The sequence below is a fragment of the Sanguibacter sp. TS_SC_8 genome (assembly GCF_055361235.1).
In genome coordinates, this window is the sequence record NZ_CM143955.1 from 2,181,594 (window position 1) to 2,202,029 (window position 20,436).

Annotated in this window: 18 protein-coding genes; 10 read left to right on the forward strand and 8 right to left on the reverse strand. The window is 71.4% G+C overall.

Annotated elements, in window-relative coordinates; translation table 11 throughout:
- Positions 1-29: 29 nt before the first annotated feature.
- From ACWA15_RS09885 to ACWA15_RS09895, 3 genes are all read left to right on the forward strand, one after another.
- Positions 30-623, forward strand: a complete 594-nt coding sequence (locus ACWA15_RS09885; RefSeq protein ID WP_464054931.1) for a hypothetical protein — start codon at positions 30-32, stop codon at positions 621-623.
- A gap of 93 nt (positions 624-716) precedes the next feature.
- Positions 717-1,367, forward strand: coding sequence for a dihydrofolate reductase family protein (locus tag ACWA15_RS09890; RefSeq protein ID WP_464054932.1), 651 nt, complete (start codon positions 717-719; stop codon positions 1,365-1,367).
- Between the two features lie 185 nt (positions 1,368-1,552).
- Positions 1,553-3,259: an HNH endonuclease signature motif containing protein gene (locus tag ACWA15_RS09895; protein ID WP_464054933.1), complete on the forward strand. Its 1,707-nt coding sequence runs from the start codon at positions 1,553-1,555 to the stop codon at positions 3,257-3,259.
- A 55-nt stretch (positions 3,260-3,314) separates the two neighbouring features.
- On the opposite strand, the gene ACWA15_RS09900 is transcribed toward ACWA15_RS09895, so the two are convergent.
- Positions 3,315-3,698: a VOC family protein gene (locus tag ACWA15_RS09900; RefSeq protein ID WP_464054934.1), complete on the reverse strand. Its 384-nt coding sequence runs from the start codon at positions 3,696-3,698 to the stop codon at positions 3,315-3,317.
- Positions 3,699-3,882: 184 nt separating this feature from the next.
- On the opposite strand from ACWA15_RS09900, the gene nirB reads away from it, so the two are divergent.
- Complete coding sequence (gene nirB, locus ACWA15_RS09905; protein WP_464054936.1) at positions 3,883-6,456, forward strand: nitrite reductase large subunit NirB; 2,574 nt, start codon at positions 3,883-3,885, stop codon at positions 6,454-6,456.
- Complete coding sequence (gene nirD, locus ACWA15_RS09910; RefSeq protein WP_464054938.1) at positions 6,453-6,788, forward strand: nitrite reductase small subunit NirD; 336 nt, start codon at positions 6,453-6,455, stop codon at positions 6,786-6,788. The genes nirB and nirD overlap by 4 nt, the downstream gene beginning before the upstream one ends.
- Here nirD and ACWA15_RS09915 read toward each other — a convergent pair.
- Complete coding sequence (locus ACWA15_RS09915) at positions 6,785-7,426, reverse strand: phosphoribosyltransferase (protein WP_464054939.1); 642 nt, start codon at positions 7,424-7,426, stop codon at positions 6,785-6,787. The genes nirD and ACWA15_RS09915 overlap by 4 nt on opposite strands.
- Positions 7,427-7,562: 136 nt before the next feature.
- On the opposite strand from ACWA15_RS09915, the gene ACWA15_RS09920 reads away from it, so the two are divergent.
- Positions 7,563-8,648, forward strand: coding sequence for a LacI family DNA-binding transcriptional regulator (locus ACWA15_RS09920; protein WP_464054940.1), 1,086 nt, complete (start codon positions 7,563-7,565; stop codon positions 8,646-8,648).
- Between the two features lie 189 nt (positions 8,649-8,837).
- Here the strand turns inward: ACWA15_RS09920 and ACWA15_RS09925 are convergent, their stop codons facing one another.
- Complete coding sequence (locus ACWA15_RS09925; RefSeq protein ID WP_464054941.1) at positions 8,838-9,272, reverse strand: DUF1294 domain-containing protein; 435 nt, start codon at positions 9,270-9,272, stop codon at positions 8,838-8,840.
- Positions 9,273-9,323: 51 nt separating this feature from the next.
- Between ACWA15_RS09925 and hrpB the strand changes: the two genes are divergently transcribed.
- A complete protein-coding gene (hrpB, locus tag ACWA15_RS09930; protein WP_464054942.1) occupies positions 9,324-11,831 on the forward strand; it encodes an ATP-dependent helicase HrpB in 2,508 nt (835 codons plus the stop codon).
- A 97-nt stretch (positions 11,832-11,928) separates the two neighbouring features.
- On the opposite strand, the gene ACWA15_RS09935 is transcribed toward hrpB, so the two are convergent.
- The 5 genes from ACWA15_RS09935 to ACWA15_RS09955 all read right to left on the reverse strand — a co-directional run bounded on the left by ACWA15_RS09935 (position 11,929) and on the right by ACWA15_RS09955 (position 16,158).
- Positions 11,929-14,388 carry a glycogen/starch/alpha-glucan phosphorylase gene (locus tag ACWA15_RS09935; protein WP_464059475.1) on the reverse strand — a complete coding sequence of 820 codons (2,460 nt, stop codon included), beginning with the start codon at positions 14,386-14,388 and terminating at the stop codon, positions 11,929-11,931.
- Between the two features lie 100 nt (positions 14,389-14,488).
- Complete coding sequence (locus tag ACWA15_RS09940; protein WP_464054944.1) at positions 14,489-14,905, reverse strand: VOC family protein; 417 nt, start codon at positions 14,903-14,905, stop codon at positions 14,489-14,491.
- Positions 14,906-14,945: 40 nt separating this feature from the next.
- A complete protein-coding gene (locus ACWA15_RS09945; protein WP_464054946.1) occupies positions 14,946-15,326 on the reverse strand; it encodes a CrcB family protein in 381 nt (126 codons plus the stop codon).
- Positions 15,323-15,739, reverse strand: a complete 417-nt coding sequence (locus ACWA15_RS09950) for a fluoride efflux transporter FluC (protein ID WP_464054947.1) — start codon at positions 15,737-15,739, stop codon at positions 15,323-15,325. The genes ACWA15_RS09945 and ACWA15_RS09950 overlap by 4 nt, the downstream gene beginning before the upstream one ends.
- Positions 15,736-16,158, reverse strand: coding sequence for a universal stress protein (locus ACWA15_RS09955; protein WP_464054948.1), 423 nt, complete (start codon positions 16,156-16,158; stop codon positions 15,736-15,738). Before ACWA15_RS09955 ends, ACWA15_RS09950 begins: the two co-directional genes overlap by 4 nt.
- 93 nt (positions 16,159-16,251) lie before the next feature.
- On the opposite strand from ACWA15_RS09955, the gene ACWA15_RS09960 reads away from it, so the two are divergent.
- Genes ACWA15_RS09960 through ACWA15_RS09970 form a run of 3 tightly spaced genes read left to right on the forward strand, consistent with a single transcriptional unit; the run spans position 16,252 to position 20,411 of the window.
- The gene (locus ACWA15_RS09960) at positions 16,252-17,964 is read left to right on the forward strand and encodes a BCCT family transporter (RefSeq protein ID WP_464054950.1); all 1,713 of its coding nucleotides are present in this window, start codon (positions 16,252-16,254) and stop codon (positions 17,962-17,964) included.
- 9 nt (positions 17,965-17,973) lie between these two features.
- Positions 17,974-18,831, forward strand: a complete 858-nt coding sequence (locus ACWA15_RS09965; RefSeq protein ID WP_464054951.1) for a UbiA family prenyltransferase — start codon at positions 17,974-17,976, stop codon at positions 18,829-18,831.
- Positions 18,828-20,411 (forward strand): class I SAM-dependent methyltransferase, encoded by a 1,584-nt coding sequence (locus tag ACWA15_RS09970; protein WP_464054953.1) that lies wholly within the window; start codon positions 18,828-18,830, stop codon positions 20,409-20,411. The genes ACWA15_RS09965 and ACWA15_RS09970 overlap by 4 nt, the downstream gene beginning before the upstream one ends.
- Positions 20,412-20,436 lie beyond the last annotated feature (25 nt).

Sequence of the window (20,436 nt, forward strand, 5' to 3'; positions counted from 1 at the left end):
GGGTCGGGCCACTTTGGTATGTTCTGGTGATGGGACTCCAGCGCTGCACCGACATGTCCGCGGCGGACTGGATCGCCGACTCGGGCACGCCGTGGGAACGCCTCGTCACCCTAGGCCCGGACGACTTCCCAGCCCACGCCCGACTCCGCTTCATTCCCGATCCCACCGCGCCCGGTCAGTCCGAGACGGACGTCACGCTCCCTGACGACCATCTCCGCGACCTCGCCCAGGCAGTACGGGTGCTCCATCGGCTCTGGCGGTTCACCGCCACCCCGCAGGACTGCTACTTCTGTCTGTGGGACGGCTACGCGGGGCAGCTGCACGGGGTGGCGGCCGGTGCCCTCGTCTCTGTTCCGCGGGGGACGATCAGTCGCGAGTTCGCCCTGTTCCGGGGGCAGGTGACGGACATCGACGAGTGGGAGACGCTGCTCGGTACCCAGGGAGGGAACCTCCCGCCCGCGATCGTCTGGCCGGCCGACCACGCCTGGTGCTTCGCCAGCGACGTGGACCCGCACTTCGCGGGGATCGCGGCCAGCCGCGCCGCGGTTGATGCGCTCGTCGCCGACCCGGTCCTCGATGTGGTCCGGGTGCAGCCGGGAGAGGGCGTTCCCACGTACTACTAGGTCGCGATCTTGCGGTTGCTGGGCGGGGAGCCGGGTGACAGCCTCGAACTGACCCCTCGCCGGGTGTCGACGGCCGACCGGACGGAGCACGACATGGGACTCATCCACATCGACCTGTTCACCACCCTCGACGGAGTCGCGCAGGCACCCGGCGGGCCGGAGGAGGACACCGACGACGGCTTCGCGTTCGGCGGCTGGCAGGCGCCCCTCCTGGACGAGGTCGTCGGCGAGCAGGTCAGCTCCGGGATGGCGGGGATGGACGCGCTGCTGCTCGGACGCCGGACCTACGACATCTTCGCCGGGTACTGGCCGCACCAGGAAGATGGTATGGACAGTGATATCGCGCGGCTGTTCAACCGCATTCCGAAGTACGTCGCCTCGCGCCAGGCACCGACCCTCGACTGGGCCAGCTCCACGCTGCTCGGTCCGGATGTGCCCGCCGCCGTCCGTGAGCTGCGTGACCGGCACGCGAAGATCCACGTCATCGGCAGCCTCGACCTCGTGCAGACCTTGTTCGCCGAGCGGCTCTTCGATCGGCTCACGCTCTGGGTGTACCCGATCCTTCTCGGCACTGGAAAGAAGGTGTTCGGCGACGGTGTGGTTCCGACGAACCTCAGGCTCGTCGAGCCGGTCGTCACCTCGCCCAACGGCGCGGTGATGCTGCGCTACGCGCTCGCCGAGGGGACACCGGGCGTCGGGGACATGTCCAACCGCAGCGAGGAGGGACAAGGAACGTCCTCGTGAGCTGGTATGCGGATCGAGCGCTCAAACCCTTGCCAGATGAACGTCTGTTCGATAGACTAATCCGGAGTTAACCGGACAGTTCGAGCAAGGTTGGGAGGGGTGTCATGGCGTCGACGGGCTCATTCTCTCGCCGTTCTGCCCCCGCTGCCGAGCGCAAGGAACTCGCTCCCGGAATCTGGGGTGACGTGGTCGCTGCTGCGGAGGCCAGGCCGGGGGACACGCTGGTTGAGGAGTGCATCGAGGCGGCGTTCGAGGACCTGATGCGCGCGGGCTGGCTGGCTACGGACGACGAGGCCGAGGCTGCCCCGGACGCGGTGGGGCCTGCACCTCGCAGGCCGGGGTCGCGCAGGGAGGTCTGCGCGCAGGCAGTCTCTGCCGGCGACGGTCTGCTCATGGGACCGGCGGACGAGTCAGCAGACGTGCAAGTAGACGTGCCGGTGAGTGTGTTGGCGCTGCTGGACCAGATGGAGTCGTTGGTGGAGTCGCTCACGGCGATCGATCCGGCGTCGTTGCCGGGGTCGGTGGCTGCGGAGGTGTCTCAGCGGATTCGCGTCGCGGTGGGGCGGTTGGAAGCCGAGCGGTTGGGGTGCATCGCCCGCACCGAGACCGAGGGGTCGTGGCATCAGGAGACGATGCATTCCTTCACCACGTGGTTGGAGAAGGCGGAGAACCTCTCGAAGGGACTGGCCCAGCGGACCGTCGCCGCGGCGCGGGCGCTGCGTGAGCACCTGCCCGCCACAGCCGCTGCGGCGCGGGCCGGGACGATCACCGGTGAGCACGTGGCGATCATGGTCAAGGCGACCAAGACGCAGGAGTTGTGCGAGGCCCTGGCCAGCCCCGTGATCGAGGACAGCCCAGCGACCGGCGGCACTCCGGTGTGCACGTGGGAGGAGAACCTCCTGGGGGGCGCGACGTGGCGGTTGGAGAAGTTCAACCAGGTCGTCAAGACCTTCACGCTCTCCGCCGACCCCGTAGCGCAGGAGAAGGCGTTCAAGGACGCCAGTGAGCGGGAGTTCTTGCAGATATCCCCGACCCTGGGTGGGTCGCAGATCAGCGGGTTCGTCACCACCGAGCACGCCCAGCTGATCACCACGACGTTGCGCGCGGTGGCCGGGGTCCCGGCCGCCGCCGACACCCTGCTCCCGGCGGACCTGCGCAAGGTGGATGCCCTGGTGGACCTGTGCCAGCTGTTCCTGGACGGCGGGATCGCCGGCAAGGGCGCCAACGTGCGCCCCCACCTGTCGGTGCACGTCACCTGGGAGGAGTTCACCCGGGTCTACGAGGCCACCCACCACGACGACGCCGACAGCACCGACGGCACCACCAGCACCGACGGCACCACCAGCACCGACGCGGCCGACGGCGGCGCAGACAGCACCGGCGCAGTCGCGGACTGCACCGATTCAGACGGCACCGGGGCCAACCCTTCTGGCTCCGGTTCCGGCCAGAGATGGTCCCCGCAGACCTTGGAGGCCCGCCTCAAGGCCGGGTATGCGACCTGGGAGGACGGCACCGGTCCCATCCCCGACGCGGTCCTGAGACGGATCGCGTGCGATGGGGAGATGACCCGGATCATCTTCGGCCCCGACTCTCAGATCCTCAACATCTCCCGGTCGAAACGCACCTTCACCAGAGAGCATCGCCGCGCCATCATCGCCCGCGACCGCACCTGCGTCTGGCCAGGCTGCGACGCGCCACCGCGGGTCTGCGAGATTCACCACGCCCTACGCCACTGGGCCGACAACGGTCAGACGACCCCGTCGAACGGGGCGCTGCTCTGCAGGCACCACCACCACCGCGTCGACGGCGAGAACATCGCCATGACCCACACCGGCGGGACCTGGCGCATCGACGTCCCCGGCAGCTACCACGCAGGCGACGCCGCAGCCTGACCACGCCCCGGTCGAGCAGCCTGACCCACGCCGCCTGACCCGCGCGGACTCTGCGCTACCGCGCGACCTCCCACACATGCCCGGCCGGGTCGGCGAAGCACGCGGTCCGGATGCCCCACGGCCGGTCCATGGGGCCGTTGATGAGGGCGACCCCGCGGGCGGCGAGCAGCGCGCACACCGCATCGACGTCGTCGACCGTGAGCGTCAGCTGCGCCCGTGACCCGTCGGTCTGCGCGGCGACCGGCGCCGGGCCGATGAGCCCAGGCGCCTCCGGGGAGGCGAGGAGGTTGATCACCGTGCTGCCGAAGTCGAAGGCCGCGGACTGGTCGTCCTCGAAGACCAGCGGCACCCCGAACACGTCGTGGTAGAACTGCTTCGTCGCGGGGAGGTCGTCCGCGAACAGCGTGATGGCGCTGATGCCCTGTACCCATCGAGTCATCCGTCCAGTATTCACCTGTTGGCAACGTCACGTCTCGGCGTGCCACGGGCGCATTCCTACGACGACCAGGGACCATCATGCTGGGCCCTAGGGCCCGGTTAAGCACGGAAGCCGCCGGGAGAATAGTTCTGGGCAGCCAGTCCATCGGACGTCCCACCGCTCGCACCCGACCGAAAGCACCTTCATGAACACCACTCACCTCGGCAGGATCGTCGTTGCCGGCGCCGGCATGGTCGCGCACCGCTTCGTCGAGCAGCTCATCGCCCGCGCACCCGAGGGCGGCTGGACGCTCACCGTCCTCGGCGACGAGGGGCACCTGCCCTACGACCGTGTGCACCTGTCGGAGTTCTTCGACGGACGCAGCCCGGCCGCCCTCGCCATGAACCCCTCGGTCTGGGACGACTCGCGGGTCGAGCTCGTCGCCGACGACCGCGTCGAGGCCATCGACAGGGACGCCCAGCTCGTCAAGACGCGCTCCGGCGCGGCGTTCGCCTACGACACCCTCGTTCTCGCGACCGGCTCCTGGCCGTGGAGCCCGCGCGCTGAGGGCACCGACCTGGCCGGCGTGTTCAGCTACCGCACCATGGCCGACGTCGCGGGCATCGCGTCCTGGATCACCGACCGCGAGGCGACCCTGGGACGGCCGCTGCGCGGCGTCGTCGTCGGAGGTGGGCTGCTCGGGCTCGAGGCCGCGGCCTCGCTGCAGAAGCTCGGCGCGCACGCGAGCGTCGTGGAGTTCGCCGACCGCCTCATGAACGTCCAGCTCGACGACGGCGGCGGGCAGGCCCTGCGGGTGCTCATCACCGACATGGGCATCGACGTGCACACCTCGACCGGTGCCTCGGCGCTCGGCGCGGCCCCGGACGGTCCCGTCGGCACGATGGCGCTCTCCAACGGCTCCGAGCTGCCCGCCGACATCGTCATCTTCTCGACCGGCATCCGCCCCCGCGACCGCATCGCCCGCGAGTCCGGGCTGGCGATCGGCGAGCGCGGCGGCGTCGTCGTCGGACCGACCTGCCGCACCTCCGACCAGGCGGTCTGGGCGATCGGGGAGTGCGCGTCCTACGAGGGCGAGTGCACCGGCCTCATCGCGCCGGGCAACGTCATGGCCGACGTCGTCGTCGGGCAGCTGCTCGGCAGCGAGGTGACCTACGCGAGCCAGCCGGCCGGCGCGAAGCTCAAGGGCGTCGGGATCGACGCCGCGAGCTTCGGCGACGTCTTCGCCCTCGCCCCGGGTGCGCTCGAGGTGACCTTCGCCGACCCGGTCGCCAAGACCTACAAGAAGCTCGTCGTCTCCGACGACGCCAAGATCCTGCTCGGCGGCGTCTTCGTCGGCGACACCACGCTCTACCCCTCGCTGCGCCCCATGCTGGGCCGCCCGCTCGGGGCCGACCCGTCCGCGTTCCTCGCCCCCGAGGGCGGGGCCGGCATCCCCAGCACCGACCTGCCCGACGACGTCGTGGTGTGCTCCTGCGCGAACGTCACCGCCGGCACCATCCGCGGCGCCGTCACCGAGCACGGCTGCATGGACGTCGGAGCGGTCAAGGCGTGCACCAAGGCCGGGACGATCTGCGGATCGTGCGTGCCGCTGCTGACCAAGCTCGTCAACACCACCCTCGAGAAGGCGGGCATCGAGGTCTCCCACGCGATGTGCGAGCACTTCTCGATGTCGCGCGCGGAGCTCTTCGCGCTCGTGCGCGCCGAGGGGCTGCGCACCTTCACCGAGGTGGTCACCGAGCACGGCACCGGGCGCGGGTGTGTCATCTGCAAGCCTGCCGTCGCCTCGATCCTGTCCTCCCAGGGGGCCGGCCACGTGCTCTCCCGCGAGCACATGGCTCTCCAGGACACCAACGACCACGCGCTGGCGAACATGCAGAAGGACGGCACGTACTCCGTCATCCCGCGGGTCCCGGGCGGAGAGATCACCCCGGAGAAGCTCATGGTCATCGCCCAGGTGGCGGCGGACTTCGGGCTGTACACCCGGGTGACCGGAGCGCAGCGGATCGGGATGTTCGGCGCGCGGATCGACCAGCTGCCCGAGATCTGGCAGCGGCTCATCGACGCCGGGATGGAGTCGGGGCAGGCCTACGGGAAGTCGTTGCGTGCGGTGAAGTCCTGCGTCGGGCAGTCCTGGTGCCGCTTCGGTGTGCAGGACTCCGTCGGCATGGGGATCAAGCTGGAGCTGCGCTACCGGGGCCTGCGGTCCCCGCACAAGTTCAAGTTCGGGGTCTCGGGCTGTGCGCGCGAGTGCGCGGAGGCCCGCGGCAAGGACGTCGGCATCATCGCCACGGACAAGGGCTGGAACGTCTATGTCGGCGGCAACGGTGGGTTCACCCCACGCCACGCCGAGCTGCTCGCCGAGGACCTCGACGACGACCGCCTGGTCCAGGTGATCGACCGGTTCCTCGCCCTCTACATCCGCGAGGCCGACCGCCTCGAGCGGACCGCGCCATGGGTGGCGGGCTACCCGGGCGGCATCACCGCCCTGCGGGAGGTGCTCGTCGAGGACTCCCTCGGGCTGGGCGCCGACCTGGAGCAGACCATCGCCGAGCACGTGGACGCGTACACCGACGAGTGGGCCGACACGCTGGCCGACCCGGAGAAGCTCAAGCGCTTCGTGTCCTTCGTCAACCTGCCCGGCGAGCACGACCCCGACCTGGCGTACACCTCCGAACGAGGCCAGGTCCGCCCGGCCCGTGCGGGCGAGACGTCCAACAACAACCCGGTGATTGCCCGGACGATCGAGGTGCGCTCATGACCAGCTGGACCGCAGTGTGTGCGATGGACGACCTGCTCCCCGAGGTGGGTGTCCCGGCGATGGTCGACGGCGTGCAGGTCGCGCTGTTCCGTCTTGCCGACGACCGCGTGCTCGCGGTCCAGCAGCGCGACCCGTTCTCCGGGGCGAACGTCCTCTCCCGCGGGATCATCGGGTCGCGCGGGGACACGGCGACGGTGACGTCGCCGATGTACAAGCAGGTGTGGAACCTGGCCACGGGGGAGTGCCTGGACCCGGTCGGCAAGGAGCCGGTGGACCTGCGGACCGTCGCGGTCGAGGTGTCCGACGGTCAGGTGCGGGTCTCGCTCGGCTAGGTCTCGCCCGTGCCCGTGCCCTTGCTCAGCAGCTCGATGACCTCGTCCGTCGTGGTGGGGGAGAAGTCCGCGTAGAACTGTCCCACCGCGCGGAAGTCACGAGGGCTGAGCACCTGGACGAGCTCGTCGGCGGCGAGCGTCGCCGCGGTCGCGTCGGGCGGTGCGACCGGCACGGCGACGACCACCCGGGCCGCGCCCCGGGTGCGGGCCGCCTCGACGGCGACCCGTGCGGTCGCCCCGGTGGCCAGGCCGTCGTCGACGACGAGGGCCACCTTGCCGGTGAGGTCGAGCGGGGTGTGCCCGTGACGCAGCCGGGTGACGAGCACCTCGACCGCGGTGCGCTCGGCGCGCTGCACGGCGTCGAGCTCGCGGTCGGAGACGTGGGCGAGCATCGCGAGGTCCAGCACCCCCACGGACCCTTCGCCGACCGCACCCATGGCCACCTCCGGCTGCGTCGGCAGGCCGAGCTTGCGGACCACGATGATGTCGAGCGGCGCCTCGAGCGCCCGCGCCACCTCGACCGCGACCGGGACGCCGCCGCGCGGCAGGGCGAGCACGACGACGTCCTGCCCGCGCAGGTGCTCCAGCCGCCGGGCGAGCTGCCGCCCGGCGTCGCGGCGATCTACGAACCCTGACATCGTCGTCTCCCGTGTGGTCCTGCGTCCATCTTCACCCCGTCGGGCGGCTGGGGGAAGTTGCGGGCCACAGATGGGTCCTGCATGGGGCAGGACCGGGAGTCGTCTGCCCCGATGGCAGGATGGCAGCACATCAGTCGTGTCGGTCGTCGGGGAGCACATCGTGGTCAGTGACAGCAGTTCCGTGGTGCCCGACGCACCGCGCCCGCGTACGCGGACCGGGGGAGCCCCCACGATCTACGACATCGCCCAGCTCGCCGGCGTCAACCCGTCGACGGTCTCCCGCGCGCTCAACCAACCGGGCCGGATCAACGCGAAGACCGAGGAGCGGGTGCGGGCCGCGGCGAAGGAGCTCGACTACCACGCGAACCCGATGGCCAGAGCGCTGCCGACGGGGCGGACGAACACCCTTGGCCTCGTCCTCGCCGACATCACCCACCCCCTCGTCTTCGATGTCGTGCGCGGGGCCGAGCGGGCTGCCACGGCTGCCGGGCGGAGCCTCGTCTTCGCCGAGTCGCAGGAGTCCGGCGCGCTCGAGGAGACCGCCATCGAGCGGATCCTGCCCTCGGTCGACGGCCTGGTCCTGGCGACCACCCGGCTGAGCGACGAGCGGATCCTCGGGCTCGCCCGGCGCAAGCCCGTGGTGCTCATGAACCGCGAGGTGGCAACGATCGCGTCGGTCGTCCCGGACATCGAGCCTGGCGTCGACGAGGCGGTGGCCCACCTGCACGGGCTCGGGCACCGCTCGATCGTCTACCTCTCCGGGCCGACGACCTCGTGGATGAGCGGCCGTCGCTGGGACGCGCTGAGCGCGAGCGTCATGGCGCGCGGGATGTCCCTCGTCGAGATCGGCCCGAACGCGCCCACCCTCGCGGGCGGGCGCGACGCCGTGGCCCGGGTCCGGCTCTCGGGGGCGACCGCGGTGGTCGCCTACAACGACCTCATGGCCATCGGGCTGCTCCGCGAGACCAGCCAGCGGGGTGGGACCGTCCCCGACGACCTGAGCATCGTCGGCTTCGACAACATCTTCGGCAGTGATTTCACCTCGCCGCCGCTGACCACGGTGCGCTCACCGGTGTTCGAGGCGGGAGCCCGGGCGGTCGAGCTGGTGCTGCACGCGATCGCGGAGCCCGAGCTCGGAGTCCAGGCCCTGCCGACCCCCGCGGGCGTCCTGGCCACCGACCTCGTGGTCCGTGGCTCGACCGGGGCGCCCAGGGGCGCCTGAGCCGAGCAGCGCTCCGCTCACGGGCCGGTCGAGTCAGTGCGACGGACGGAGTGGCAACCGCTTGCCACGGCGTCAGTGGGAGCGCTCGTCCGCACCGAGTGGCAATCGGTTGCCATTCAGGTGCGCGGAATGTGCGCGGACAGCTCGCGGCGACCGACACGGTGCGCCGCGGTCTGCGGGATGCGGGCTCTAGCCCAGATCGACGAGATCGACCAGGGACGACGCCGCGGGTGAGCACACCACGGCCAGCAGGACGAGGTTGGCGACCACGGTGAGCCAGAACACCGCACGGAAGCTCGCCTTGACGGTCTTGTGGCGCAGCCCTTGCTGTGCGATGAGCGCACCCGGCCACCCACCGAGCAGGGACAGCAGGTGCAGCGTGCTCTCGGCCACCCGCCAGCGCCCAGCCCGCGCTGCGGCCTTGTCCTTCGCGTAGGCGAGGAAGGTCACCAGGCTCATCCCGGCATACACCCAGCCTGCCCACGACGGGATCGGCCAGACGGTGCTCAGCGCCACCACGGCGCCGACGCCCACCACGAGCGGCACGAGGACCTTGGCCACCCGCGACCCCTGCCGCGCCCGGGTGGTGGTCGAAGCGCGGTCGCGCGTCCTGGGTGGGGTCATGCGGAGAGTGCAGCGGCGGTCGTGAGGCCGCCGTCGGGGAGAATGGGTGCCATGACCCCACCCACCGGCGACCCGATCGCGCGTCTGCTCGCCGACCCGCCGGACCTCCCGGTCCGGGCCGGCCTCGCCGAGCTGGTCCGCGCGGTGGAGGCCCGCGGGGTGGCGGTCGTCCATGCTCCACCCGGGACCGGCAAGACGACGCTCGTCCCGCCTGCGCTGGCCGCAGCCGTGGCGGGCCGGGTCATCGTCACCCAGCCGCGACGCATCGCCGCCCGGGCGGCCGCCCGGCGCCTGGCTCAGCTGCTCGGGGAACCGGTCGGGGAGACCGTGGGGTTCACCGTCCGGGGGGAGTCCACCACGACCGCGGCGACCCGGGTCGAGATCGTCACGACCGGGGTGCTGCTGCGCCGGCTGCAGAACGACCCGGAGCTGGTCGGCGTCGGCGCCGTCGTCCTCGACGAGTGCCACGAACGGCAGGTGGACGCCGACCTCGCCCTCGCGCTGCTCGTCGACGTCCGCGCGAACCTGCGCGACGACCTCGTGGTCGTCGCGATGTCGGCCACGGTCGAGGCGGAGCGCACCGCCGAGCTGCTCGGCGGCGACGGCAGCGGCGCGCAGACGGGCGCGCCGGCCCCGGTCGTCGCCGTGGAGAGCGCACTGTTCCCGGTCACTGACGTCTGGTGCCCCCCACGGGCCGCCGCCCTCGACGAGCGCGGGGTGACCCAGCCCTTCCTCGACCACGTCGCGGCCACGGTCCGGCGGGCGCTCACGGAGCAGACCGGCGACGTCCTGGTGTTCGTGCCCGGGGCCGGGGAGGTCAACGCCGTCGTGCGCCGCCTCGGTGGGCTGGGCGTGGACGTCCGGCCGCTGCACGGCCGCCTGCCCTCCCGCGACCAGGACCTCGCTCTGGCTGCCGGTGCCCGACGGCGCGTCGTGGTGTCCACCGCGGTGGCCGAGTCGTCGCTGACCGTCCCCGGGGTGCGCGTGGTGGTCGACGCCGGGCTGTCCCGGGAGCCGCGCACGGACCACCGGCGCGGGCTCGCGGGGCTCGTGACGGTCCGGGTGAGCCGCGCCGGCGCCGCCCAGCGCGCCGGTCGCAGCGGCCGTGAGGGCCCGGGGACCGCGTACCGCTGCTGGTCGCCCGAGGACCACGCACGACTGGACGCGCACCCGACCCCGGAGATCATGACCGCGGACCTGACCGACTTCGCGCTCGAGCTCGCGTGCTGGGGCAGCGCCGACGGCGCGGGACTGGCCCTCATGGACGCCCCGCCCCGCGCGGCGATGGCGGTCGCCCACCAGACCCTCGTGGGGCTGGGGGCCCTCACCCCTGACGGCCGGGTCACCCCCCGTGGCCGCGAGATCTCCCGGATCGGCGTCGACCCGCGCCTGGCCCGCGCCCTCGTCGACGCGAGCGCGGTGATCGGGGCGCGGCGCGCGGCGGAGGTGGTCGCGCTGCTCTCCCAGGACTCCCGGGCCCCCGGCGGTGACCTCGTCGCGGCGTTGCGGGACCTGCGCCGCGGCGGGCCCGAGGGCGCGGCGTGGGCGAAGCAGACGACACGCCTGCAGCGGGCCGTGCCGGGTGGGCGGAGCGCGCCCGGCGCCCGGGGTGACCTCACCGACGACCTCGCGGTCGGACTCGTCGTCGCGCTCGCCCACCCCGACCGGGTGGCACGCCGCCGCCCCGGCGGCACCCGCTACCTCATGGTCTCCGGGACCGGCGCCGACCTCCCCCCGGGGTCCCCGCTGTCCGGCTACGACTGGCTCGCGATCGCCGACGCCGACCGCGGCGCGGGCCGGCGCGACGCCGTCATCCGCTCGGCCGCGCCGCTCGACGAGGACCTGGCCGTCCAGGCCGCCGGGTCCGCGCTGTGCGAGGAGGAAGACGTCTCCTGGGTCGACGGCCGGGTCGTCGCGCGTCGCACGAAGCGCCTGGGCGCGATCGAGCTGACCTCGGTCCCGCTGACCGCCCCACCCCGGGAGCAGGTCGTCGCCGCGATCCGCACCGGCCTGGAACGGGACGGGATCGACCTGCTGCCCTGGCGGGAAGCGGCTCGGGAGCTGCGCGCACGGCTGGCGTTCGTGCACCGTGCGTGCGGTGCGCCGTGGCCCGACGTGAGCGACGCCGCGCTGCTCACCGACCTCGACCGGTGGCTCGGCCCAGACCTCGGCCGGATCCGCGCGGCCCGGGACCTGCAACGGATCGACGTGGTGGCCGCGCTGCGCCGGCTCGTGCCGTGGGAGGTGGCCGGACGCCTCGAGGAGATGGCACCCGAGCGGGTGACCATCCCCAGCGGGGCCCGGGTGCGGGTCGACTACTCCGGGGACCAGCCGGTGCTCGCGGTCAAGGTGCAGGAGGTCTTCGGGTGGAAGGCGACCCCACGGCTGGCCGGCGGCCGGGTGCCGCTGCTGCTCCACCTGCTCTCCCCGGCGCGCCGCCCGGCGGCCGTGACGGCCGACCTGGAGTCGTTCTGGCGGACCGGATACCCCCAGGTCCGCGCGGAGCTGCGCGGGCGGTACCCCAAGCACGCGTGGCCGCAGGACCCCCTCGCCGGGTGAGGTCGCACGCACGACGGGCCGCCGTCGATCACCCCGGTGGGGAGGACGACGACGGCCCGTCGGGCGGTCAGGAGCCGGAAGCGCCTACCGGCACTGCCTACTTGACCGCGGGCACCGGGGTCGCGTGCCAGATGCGGTCGAGGTAGTCCTGGATCGAGCGGTCCGAGCTGAAGAAGCCGGTGCGGGCGACGTTGAGGATCGCCGCGCGGGACCAGGCATCCTGGTCGGCGTACGCGATGTCGACCTTGTCCTGGGCGTCGATGTAGGCCTGGTAGTCGGCCAGGACCATGAAGCGGTCCTTGTCGAGCATGTCCGAGACGACCATCTGGAAGGTCGTGCGGTCGCCGTCGGAGAAGGCCCCCGAGGCGATGAGGTCGATCGCACCGCGCAGCGACGCGTTCGACTGGTAGTAGGACCCGGGGTGGTAGCCCGCGTCGGAGAGGTCCTGGACCTCGGGCTCGGTGAGCCCGAAGAGGAAGAAGTTCTCCTTGCCGACGAGGTCGTAGATCTCGACGTTCGCGCCGTCCAGGGTGCCGATGGTGAGCGCACCGTTGAGCGCGAACTTCATGTTCCCGGTCCCGGACGCCTCCTTGCCGGCGAGCGAGATCTGCTCGGAGAGGTCCGCGGCGGGGATGAGCTTCTCGGCGAGGGTGACGTTGTAGTTCGCCGGGAAGGCGATCCGCAGCCGACCCTCGAGCTCGGGGGCGGTGTTGACCACCTTGGCGACCGCGTTGATCAGCGCGATGATCTCCTTCGCCATCCGGTACCCGGGGGCCGCCTTCGCGCCGAAGGTCACCACGCGGGGGGTGAGGTCGGCTGCACGCAGCTCGCCCTTGAGCACCCGGTCGTAGGTGGTGATGACGTGCAGCACCTTGAGCATCTGACGCTTGTACTCGTGCAGGCGCTTGACCATGACGTCGAAGAGCGCGTCGGAGGACAGCTCGATCCCGTCGCGGACGGAGAGCAGGTCGACGAAACGCTTCTTGTTGTCGGCCTTGACCGTGCGGAAGGCGGACCGGAACGAGGCGTCCTCGGCGAAGGGCTCGAGCTCACGCAGCCGTTCGAGGTCGTTGACCCAGCCGGTGCCGATGGCCGAGTCGATGAGGTCGGACAGACCAGGGTTGCTCAGCTTGATGAAGCGGCGCGGGGTGACACCGTTGGTGACGTTCGTGAACTTCTCGGGCCAGTAGCCCGAGAAGTCGTTGAGCACCTTGTCCCGCAGCAGCTCCGAGTGCAGAGCGGCGACGCCGTTGACCTTGGAGCTGCCGACGGTGGCGAGGAAGGCCATCCGGACGGCGCGTTCGGGCTGCTCCTGGACGATCGACATGCGTCGGGCGCGCAGCTCCTGGCCGGGGAAGGCGGCGCGGACGTCGGTGAGGAACTGCTCGTTGATCCGGTAGATGATCTCGAGGTGGCGGGGCAGCAGACGACCCAGCAGATCCACCGACCACACCTCGAGCGCCTCGGGCAGCAGCGTGTGACAGGTGTAGTTGAAGCTGCGGCGGGTGATGTCCCAGGCCGCGTCCCAGGCCAGGTCGTGCTCGTCGACGAGGAGCCGCATGAGCTCGGGGATGGCGATGACTGGGTGGGTGTCGTTGAGCTGGAAGGTGACGCGGTCGGGGAGGTTCGTCAGCTCGAAGCCGTTCGGGATCATCCGGGTGAAGAAGTCCTGGATCGAGGCGGCGACGAAGAAGTACTGCTGCTTGAGGCGCAGCTCCTTGCCCTGAGGGGTGGAGTCCTCGGGGTAGAGGACCTTGGAGATGTTCTCCGCCACGGTCTGGGCACGGACGGCGGCCTCGTAGTCGCCGGAGTTGAAGATCTGCAGGTCGAAGGCGTTGGTGGCCTTGGCGCTCCACAGACGCAGGGTGTTGACGTTGTGGGTGCCGTAGCCGGGGACCATGTAGTTGTAGGGAACGGCCGAGACGCTCTCGGAGGGGACCCAGCGCGAACGGATGCGTCCGGTCTCGTCGGTGAGCTGCTCGGTGTAGCCACCGAAGCCCACCTCGACGGCCATGTCGGGGTGCGGGAACTCCCACGGGGACCCCTTGGACAGCCAGCTGTCCGGCTGCTCGGCCTGGCGGCCGTCGACGAAGGTCTGGCGGAAGATGCCGTACTCGTAGCGGATGCCGTAGCCGACCGCGGGGATGTTGAGGGTCGCGAGGGAGTCGATGAAGCAGGCGGCGAGCCGGCCGAGCCCGCCGTTGCCCAGACCGGGCTCGATCTCGATCCCTTCCAGGTCGTCGAGGTTGAGTCCGAGGCTGGTCAGCGCGTCGCGGGCGAGGGGCTCGAGGCCTGTGGCGAGGAGGGCGTTCTCCAGCTGCGGGCCGAGCAGGTACTCGGCGGACAGGTAGGCCACCACCTTCGACTCCGACGCCCTCTGGGTCCGCAGCGTCGCCAACCAGTTGTCGATCATGAAGCCGCGAACCGTGCCGGCGAGGGCCTGGTAGAGGTTGTCCTTGGTGGCGAAGGCGAAGTCGACGCCCTGCTCGTAACGCAGCTGGCGGACGAACTCGTCAGCGAACGAGTGGACGGTCACAGGGGAGGAGGGAAGCTCCATGGGAGTATCAGTCACGGCGACAACGCTACCCCGAGACATACCCCGGGCATAGGACCTGCTGATCGGCAAGTGGAGGCAAAGGCTTACCGCCACGGTGGGGCTACTGCTTCGGACCGAAGATGTTCACCAGCCACGCGACCCCGAACCTGTCGGTGCACATGCCGAAGGTGTCGCCCCACGGCGCACGCTCCAGAGGCATGGTGATCGTCCCGTCCGCGGAGAGCCGGTCCCAGTAGCCGCGCAGCTCTGGCTCGTCGTCGCCGCTGAGGGAGACGGACATGGCGTTCCCCGGGGTGTAGTCCATGGAGTTCGGGGTGTCGGCCGCCATGAGCGCCAGCCCGCCCGGAGTCTCGATCATCGAGTGCATGATCTTGTCCGCCTCGGCGGGGTCCTCGCTGGCCTGGAAGTCCGCGAAGGTGCTCATCGTCAGCTCGCCGCCGAACACGGAATGGTAGAACTCGATCGCCTGCCGCGCGGTGTCGCGGAAGCTCAGGTACGGGTTGAGCTGGGTCGCCATGGTCGTACCGCCTTGGTGGTCTGAAGGTGTACTGGAGTCCTCATCCCATTGTGGACCCCAGCCACAGGCCCGCACCCGCAGCGGCCACGCACACCACGAGCACGACCACGCCGGAGGCGAAGGCGAGGCCGTAGCGGTGCGCCCGGATGAGCTGCACGGTCTCGTAGCTGGCGGTGCTGAAGGTCGTGTACCCGCCCAGCAGGCCCGTCCCGAGGATCAGGGCGAGCTCGCTCGGCAGGAGGTGGGAAGCGGTGAGCCCGGTGAGAAGGCCGAGCAGCAGCGACCCGGAGACGTTGATGATCGTCGTGGCCCATGCGAAGGCCGTCGCCACGCGCGACCGGATGAGCCCGTCGACGACGAACCGGGCTGCGGCGCCGACGCCGCCGGCCAGCGCGAGCAGGACGAAGACCAGCGGGGTCATCGGGCGTCCGCCCGGGCAGCGACGGCGATCCCGGCGAAGGTGGCGCACGCACCGACCAGGACGGTGCCCAGGGCGTAGAGGCAGGCGATCCCCAGCCGGCCGTCGGACAGCAGCAGGGCGGAGTCGGTCGCGAGGGCGCTGTAGGTCGTGAACCCCCCGCAGAACCCGGTGCCGAGCAGCAGCTTGAGCCGCACCGCCGTGGAGTCCGACGGTATCCGGGTCACGGCCTCGTAGAGGTAGCCGAGAGCGAAGGCACCGACGAGGTTGACGATCGCGATCGCGACCGGGACCCCCGCTGCGTCCGGGACCAGCAACGAGACGCTCTCCCGGCTCGCCGCGCCGACCGCGCCGCCGAGCGCGACGAGGGCCAGAGGAACGAACCGCAGGTGGTGGGGACGCCCCGCACCGCTCACGGGCGGGCCGGGACGACGACGACGGGCCGGTCCTGACGGTGGGCCAGGTGCACGGCGACCGAACGGTTGAAGAACTCCTGCACCCCACCCCCGAAGGACCGCTCGTGGCTGCCCACGACGATCATCGCGGCGTCGACCGTGGTGGCCAGGTGACCGAGCGCGGCGGTGATGTCCCCTGCCAGGAGCCGGATGCTCCACGCGACGGTCGAACCGGCGAGGACCTGGGCCAGCTGGGCCTCCAGCTGGGCCTCCAGCTCGGCGTCGACCAGCTCCGCGTCGTGGCCGGTGCGGACGTGGGCGCAGAGGAGCTCGGCGCGGAAGGCGGCGGCGAACCGTGCTGCCTGCTCGACGATGTGGGCGGGCTGGCCGGGGAAGACACCGACGATGACCGGTTGACGGTGGTCCGCTGTCTCGTCCATGCCGCGAGCGTATGCCTCGGTGGTGAGCGCTGCAAGAATCCACCGTCCTGGGGGTCTCGACGGGTCGGACCGGACGTGCCTAACCTGGAGGGCATGAGTGCGGTGCGGCAACCAGCGGTGAATCGTCGGGTCTTCTGGCCCGCAGCCATCATCGTCGTCGTCTTCGTCGCCTTCGCCATGATCTTCCCCCGGGCCGCGGAATCCACCTTCGCCAGCGTCCAGTCGTCCATCGTGACGAACTTCAGCTGGTACTACGTGCTCATCACGGCGTTCTTCGTCGTGTTCTGCCTGTGGATGGGGTTCACCCGGTACGGGGACATCAAGCTCGGGAAGGACGACGACACCCCGGAGTTCTCCCTCGGGTCCTGGTTCTCCCTGCTGTTCGCGGCGGGGATGGGGATCGGGCTCGTCTTCTACGGGGTGAGCGAACCGCTCAGCCACCTCGCCCAACCCAAGCCCGGGACCACCGGGACGCAGGTCGAGCTCGCCCAGGCGAGCATGGCGCAGACCTTCCTGCACTGGGGCGTGCACCCGTGGTCGATCTACGTGACCATCGGGCTCGCCCTCGCCTACGCGATCCACCGACGGGGGCGCCCGATCTCCATCCGGTGGACCCTGGAGCCGTTGCTCGGGCGGCGGGTGCGGGGCCGGTGGGGTGACCTCATCGACGTCGTCGCCCTCGTCGGGACGCTGTTCGGGGTGGCGACGTCGCTGGGGCTGGGTGTGCTGCAGATCAGCGCCGGCCTGGAGGCCGCCGGCTACCTCGAGTCCTCCGACCTCGTCAACGTGCTGCTCATCCTGGGCATCACCGGGGTGGTGCTGCTCTCGGTGGTCTCCGGGGTGGGGCGGGGCATGAAGTGGCTCTCCAACTTCAACCTCATGCTCGCCGTGGCGCTCATCGCGCTCGTCCTCGTCGTCGGCCCGACGCAGTTCCTGCTGCGCAACTTCGTGGAGTCCGTGGGGAACTACTTCCAGGGGCTGGTCGGGATGGCCCTGAACGTGAGCGCGTTCCAGGGACCGGCGGGGGAGGCGTGGCAGGCGTCCTGGACCACGTTCTACTGGGGATGGTGGATCTCCTGGGCGCCGTTCGTCGGCATCTTCATCGCCCGGATCTCCCGCGGGCGCACCGTGCGCCAGTTCGTCATCGGGGTGCTCATGGTCCCCACCGTCATGACCTTCGTCTGGTTCTCCGTGATCGGGGGGATGGCACTGCACTCCGAGGTGTTCGGCCAGGGCGGGCTGATCTCCGCGGACGGGACGGTCGACCTGGAGGGCGCGCTCTTCGCCCTGCTCGACCAGCTCCCCGGGGGTGTGGCACTGACGATCGGGGCGATCATGCTCATCGCGATCTTCTTCGTCACCTCCGCCGACTCCGGGTCGCTCGTCATGGGGATGATCGCCACCGGCGGGCAGGTCGAGCCGAAGCACTGGATCCGGGTGTTCTTCGCCGGCACCACGTCGGCGCTCGCGATCGCCCTGCTGCTCTCGGGGGGCCTGGAGGCGCTCAAGACCGCGGCGATCATCATCGCCCTGCCCTTCTCCGTGATCATGCTCGCCATGTGCTGGTCGACGGCGCTCGCGTTCGCGCGGGAGAACCGTGCCTACGAGCGGGCCAGGCGGGCCACCTTCCTGGACCACATCGGTGACTACTACGGGCTCGAGGTGGAAGCACCTCTCGAGCGCCCGGTCGGACCGCCCCTGGGTTCGCTGTTCGTGCAACGGCTGCGCCTGCACCCGCTGCACCCGCTGCGCAGGACCGGCAAGAACACTCCACCCCCCGCGCCAGGACCGACAGATCCGCCCTAGGCTGGGCGGATGGCCTCCCCTGCGCCCACCCTCACCCTGCTGGTGCTCGCGTCCCACCCCGGTCCGACGGCGGCGGTCACCGTGCTCGCCGTCGTGCTCGGTCTGGGCGTCGCCCTGCCCGCGCCCACGCTCGCCCTGCTCGCGCTCGCGTTCCTCGCCGGGCAGCTCTCCATCGGCTGGTCGAACGACTGGATCGACGCCGAGCGGGACGCTGCGGTCGGGCGTACCGACAAGCCCGTCGCCCAGGGGCACATCGACGTCGCGGTCGTCCGCACCGCCGCGCTCGTGGCCGCCGGCGCCACGGTGATCCTCTCCTTCGCGCTGGGCTGGGCGGCCGGCGCGGTGCACGTGCTGCTCGTGGCCTCGGGGTGGTCCTACAACGCCGGGCTCAAACGCACCCCTTTCTCGGTCGTGCCGTTCATGGTGAGCTTCGGGCTGCTGCCCGCCGTGGTCACCCTGGCCCTGCCCGACCCGGCCCTGCCCGCAGGCTGGGCGGTCGTGGTCGGCGCGGTGCTGGGGGTGGCGATCCACTTCACCAACGTCCTCCCCGACCTCGCCGACGACGCTGCGACCGGGGTGGCAGGCCTGCCGCACCGGGCCGGGCGCCGCGTGTCCGGGCTGGTCGCCTTCGGCGCCCTCGCGCTCGCGGCCGTGGTCGCGGCGCTCGGACCGGTCGGGGGGACACCACCGGTGATCGCCGTCGTGGGGGTGCTCGCGGCGGTGTCCATCGCCGTGTGGGGTGCGGTCCTCGTGCTCACCCGCCCGCCGGGGCGGCTGCTCTTCCAGCTCATCGTCGTCGCCTCGTTGCTGCTGGCCACCCAGCTCGCGCTGAGCGGCACCCGGCTCGTGGCAGAGTTGGGGCCGTGACACCCGACCCCACCTTCGTCCTGTTCCCCGGCCGCCACCACCTCGTGACACGCTTCCAGGTCGACTACCTCTCGCGGCTGCTCGCCGGCGAGGAGACCACCGCCGACGGGGCGACGCTCACCTTCGCCCCTGGCGCCCAGGTGGTGTGGGCGCTCACCTCCGCCACGCACAGCGGCACCCGGCGCAACCCGGTCCCCGCGCACCGCCGCGAAGCCCTCATCGAGCGGGTCGCGCTCGCAGCCGACCTGCCCTCCCTCGTCGTGCCGGTGGGCGACGTGCCACGCAGCGACGGGTTCGCGCACACGGTCGTCGCCGCGGTCGAGGCGAGCCTGGGCATCCGCCTCACCCCGGCCACGACCGTGGTCGCGTGCTCGACGCCGGCCGTCGCCGCGCTCTACGCCGCCGCCGGGTTCACCCTCGCCCCGGTCGAGCTCGGGGCCGACCCGGAGCCGGTCCGCCCCTGGGACGTGCTGGAGATGCTCGCCACCGAGAACGCGGCGTGGCGCGACCTCGCCCACCCCCAGGCGGTCGACTACATCGACCGGTACGCCCTGGCCGCGGCCATCCGGCTGATCCACCACGACCCGACCGTCTCGGCCGAGGGTGACCTCACCGAGACCCGGGACTACGCCAGCTACGCCGCGGACTTCGACGGTGCCTCCGACCGCAAGTGGGACCAGGTGTCCGGGTACGTCCAGCCCGGCCGGGTGGTCGACCTGGGGTGCGCGGCCGGTGGGCTGCTCGAGCGGGCCGCCCGCGAGCCGGCCCTGGAGGAGTCGGACCTCTACGGGGTCGACGTCGCCCGCCACCTCATCGCCGAGGCCGAGCACCGCAAGGCGCAGGGCGTCTTCGCCAACCCGAACATCTTCTTCGCCCAGCGCAACCTGCTCCGGGCCCCGGTGTTCCCCGACGCGAGCGTCAACACGACCCTGACCGTCGCGCTCACCCACGAGATCTCCAGCTACGGCGACGGCGTGGACGACCTCACGACCCTCGCCCGCCGGATCTTCGAGCACACCGCCCCGGGCGGGGTGTGGATCAACTCCGACGTCGTCGGGCCCGACGACGGCGACCGCCTCGTGCACCTGCACCTGGACACGGGCAGCACCGACGACACCGCGGACACCGACTCCGGCGCCGACAGCACTGTCGATCTGACCGGGTGGTCCCGCGAGGCGGTCGCCGCGCACTGCGCCGCGCTCTCCCCGGCCGGTCGGCTGCGCCAGTTCGCCCGCGATTTCCCGGCCCTGTCCGGCGGGGCCTGCGACGTGGTGTGGATCTCGCCCGGGGTGGCCGAGCTCGACCTGCGCACCGCGATGGAGTTCCTCTACACCCGCGACTACACCGGCAACTACCTCTCCGAGTGCCACGAGCGGTTCTGCGACCTCACCTTCGCCGGCTGGTCGGAGCTGCTCACCGGTGCGGGCTTCGCGGTGGACCGGGACAGCAGCGCCTGGCGCAACGACTGGCTCGTCGAGAACCGGCTGTCGGTCGGTGCGCGGATCGCCGACGCGGTCACCGGTGAGACCGTGCCCTGGCCGGCCACGCACGTGTTCCTGGTGGCCCGGCGACCCGGCTGAGCTGGGCCTGCCGCTGGCTCCGCCG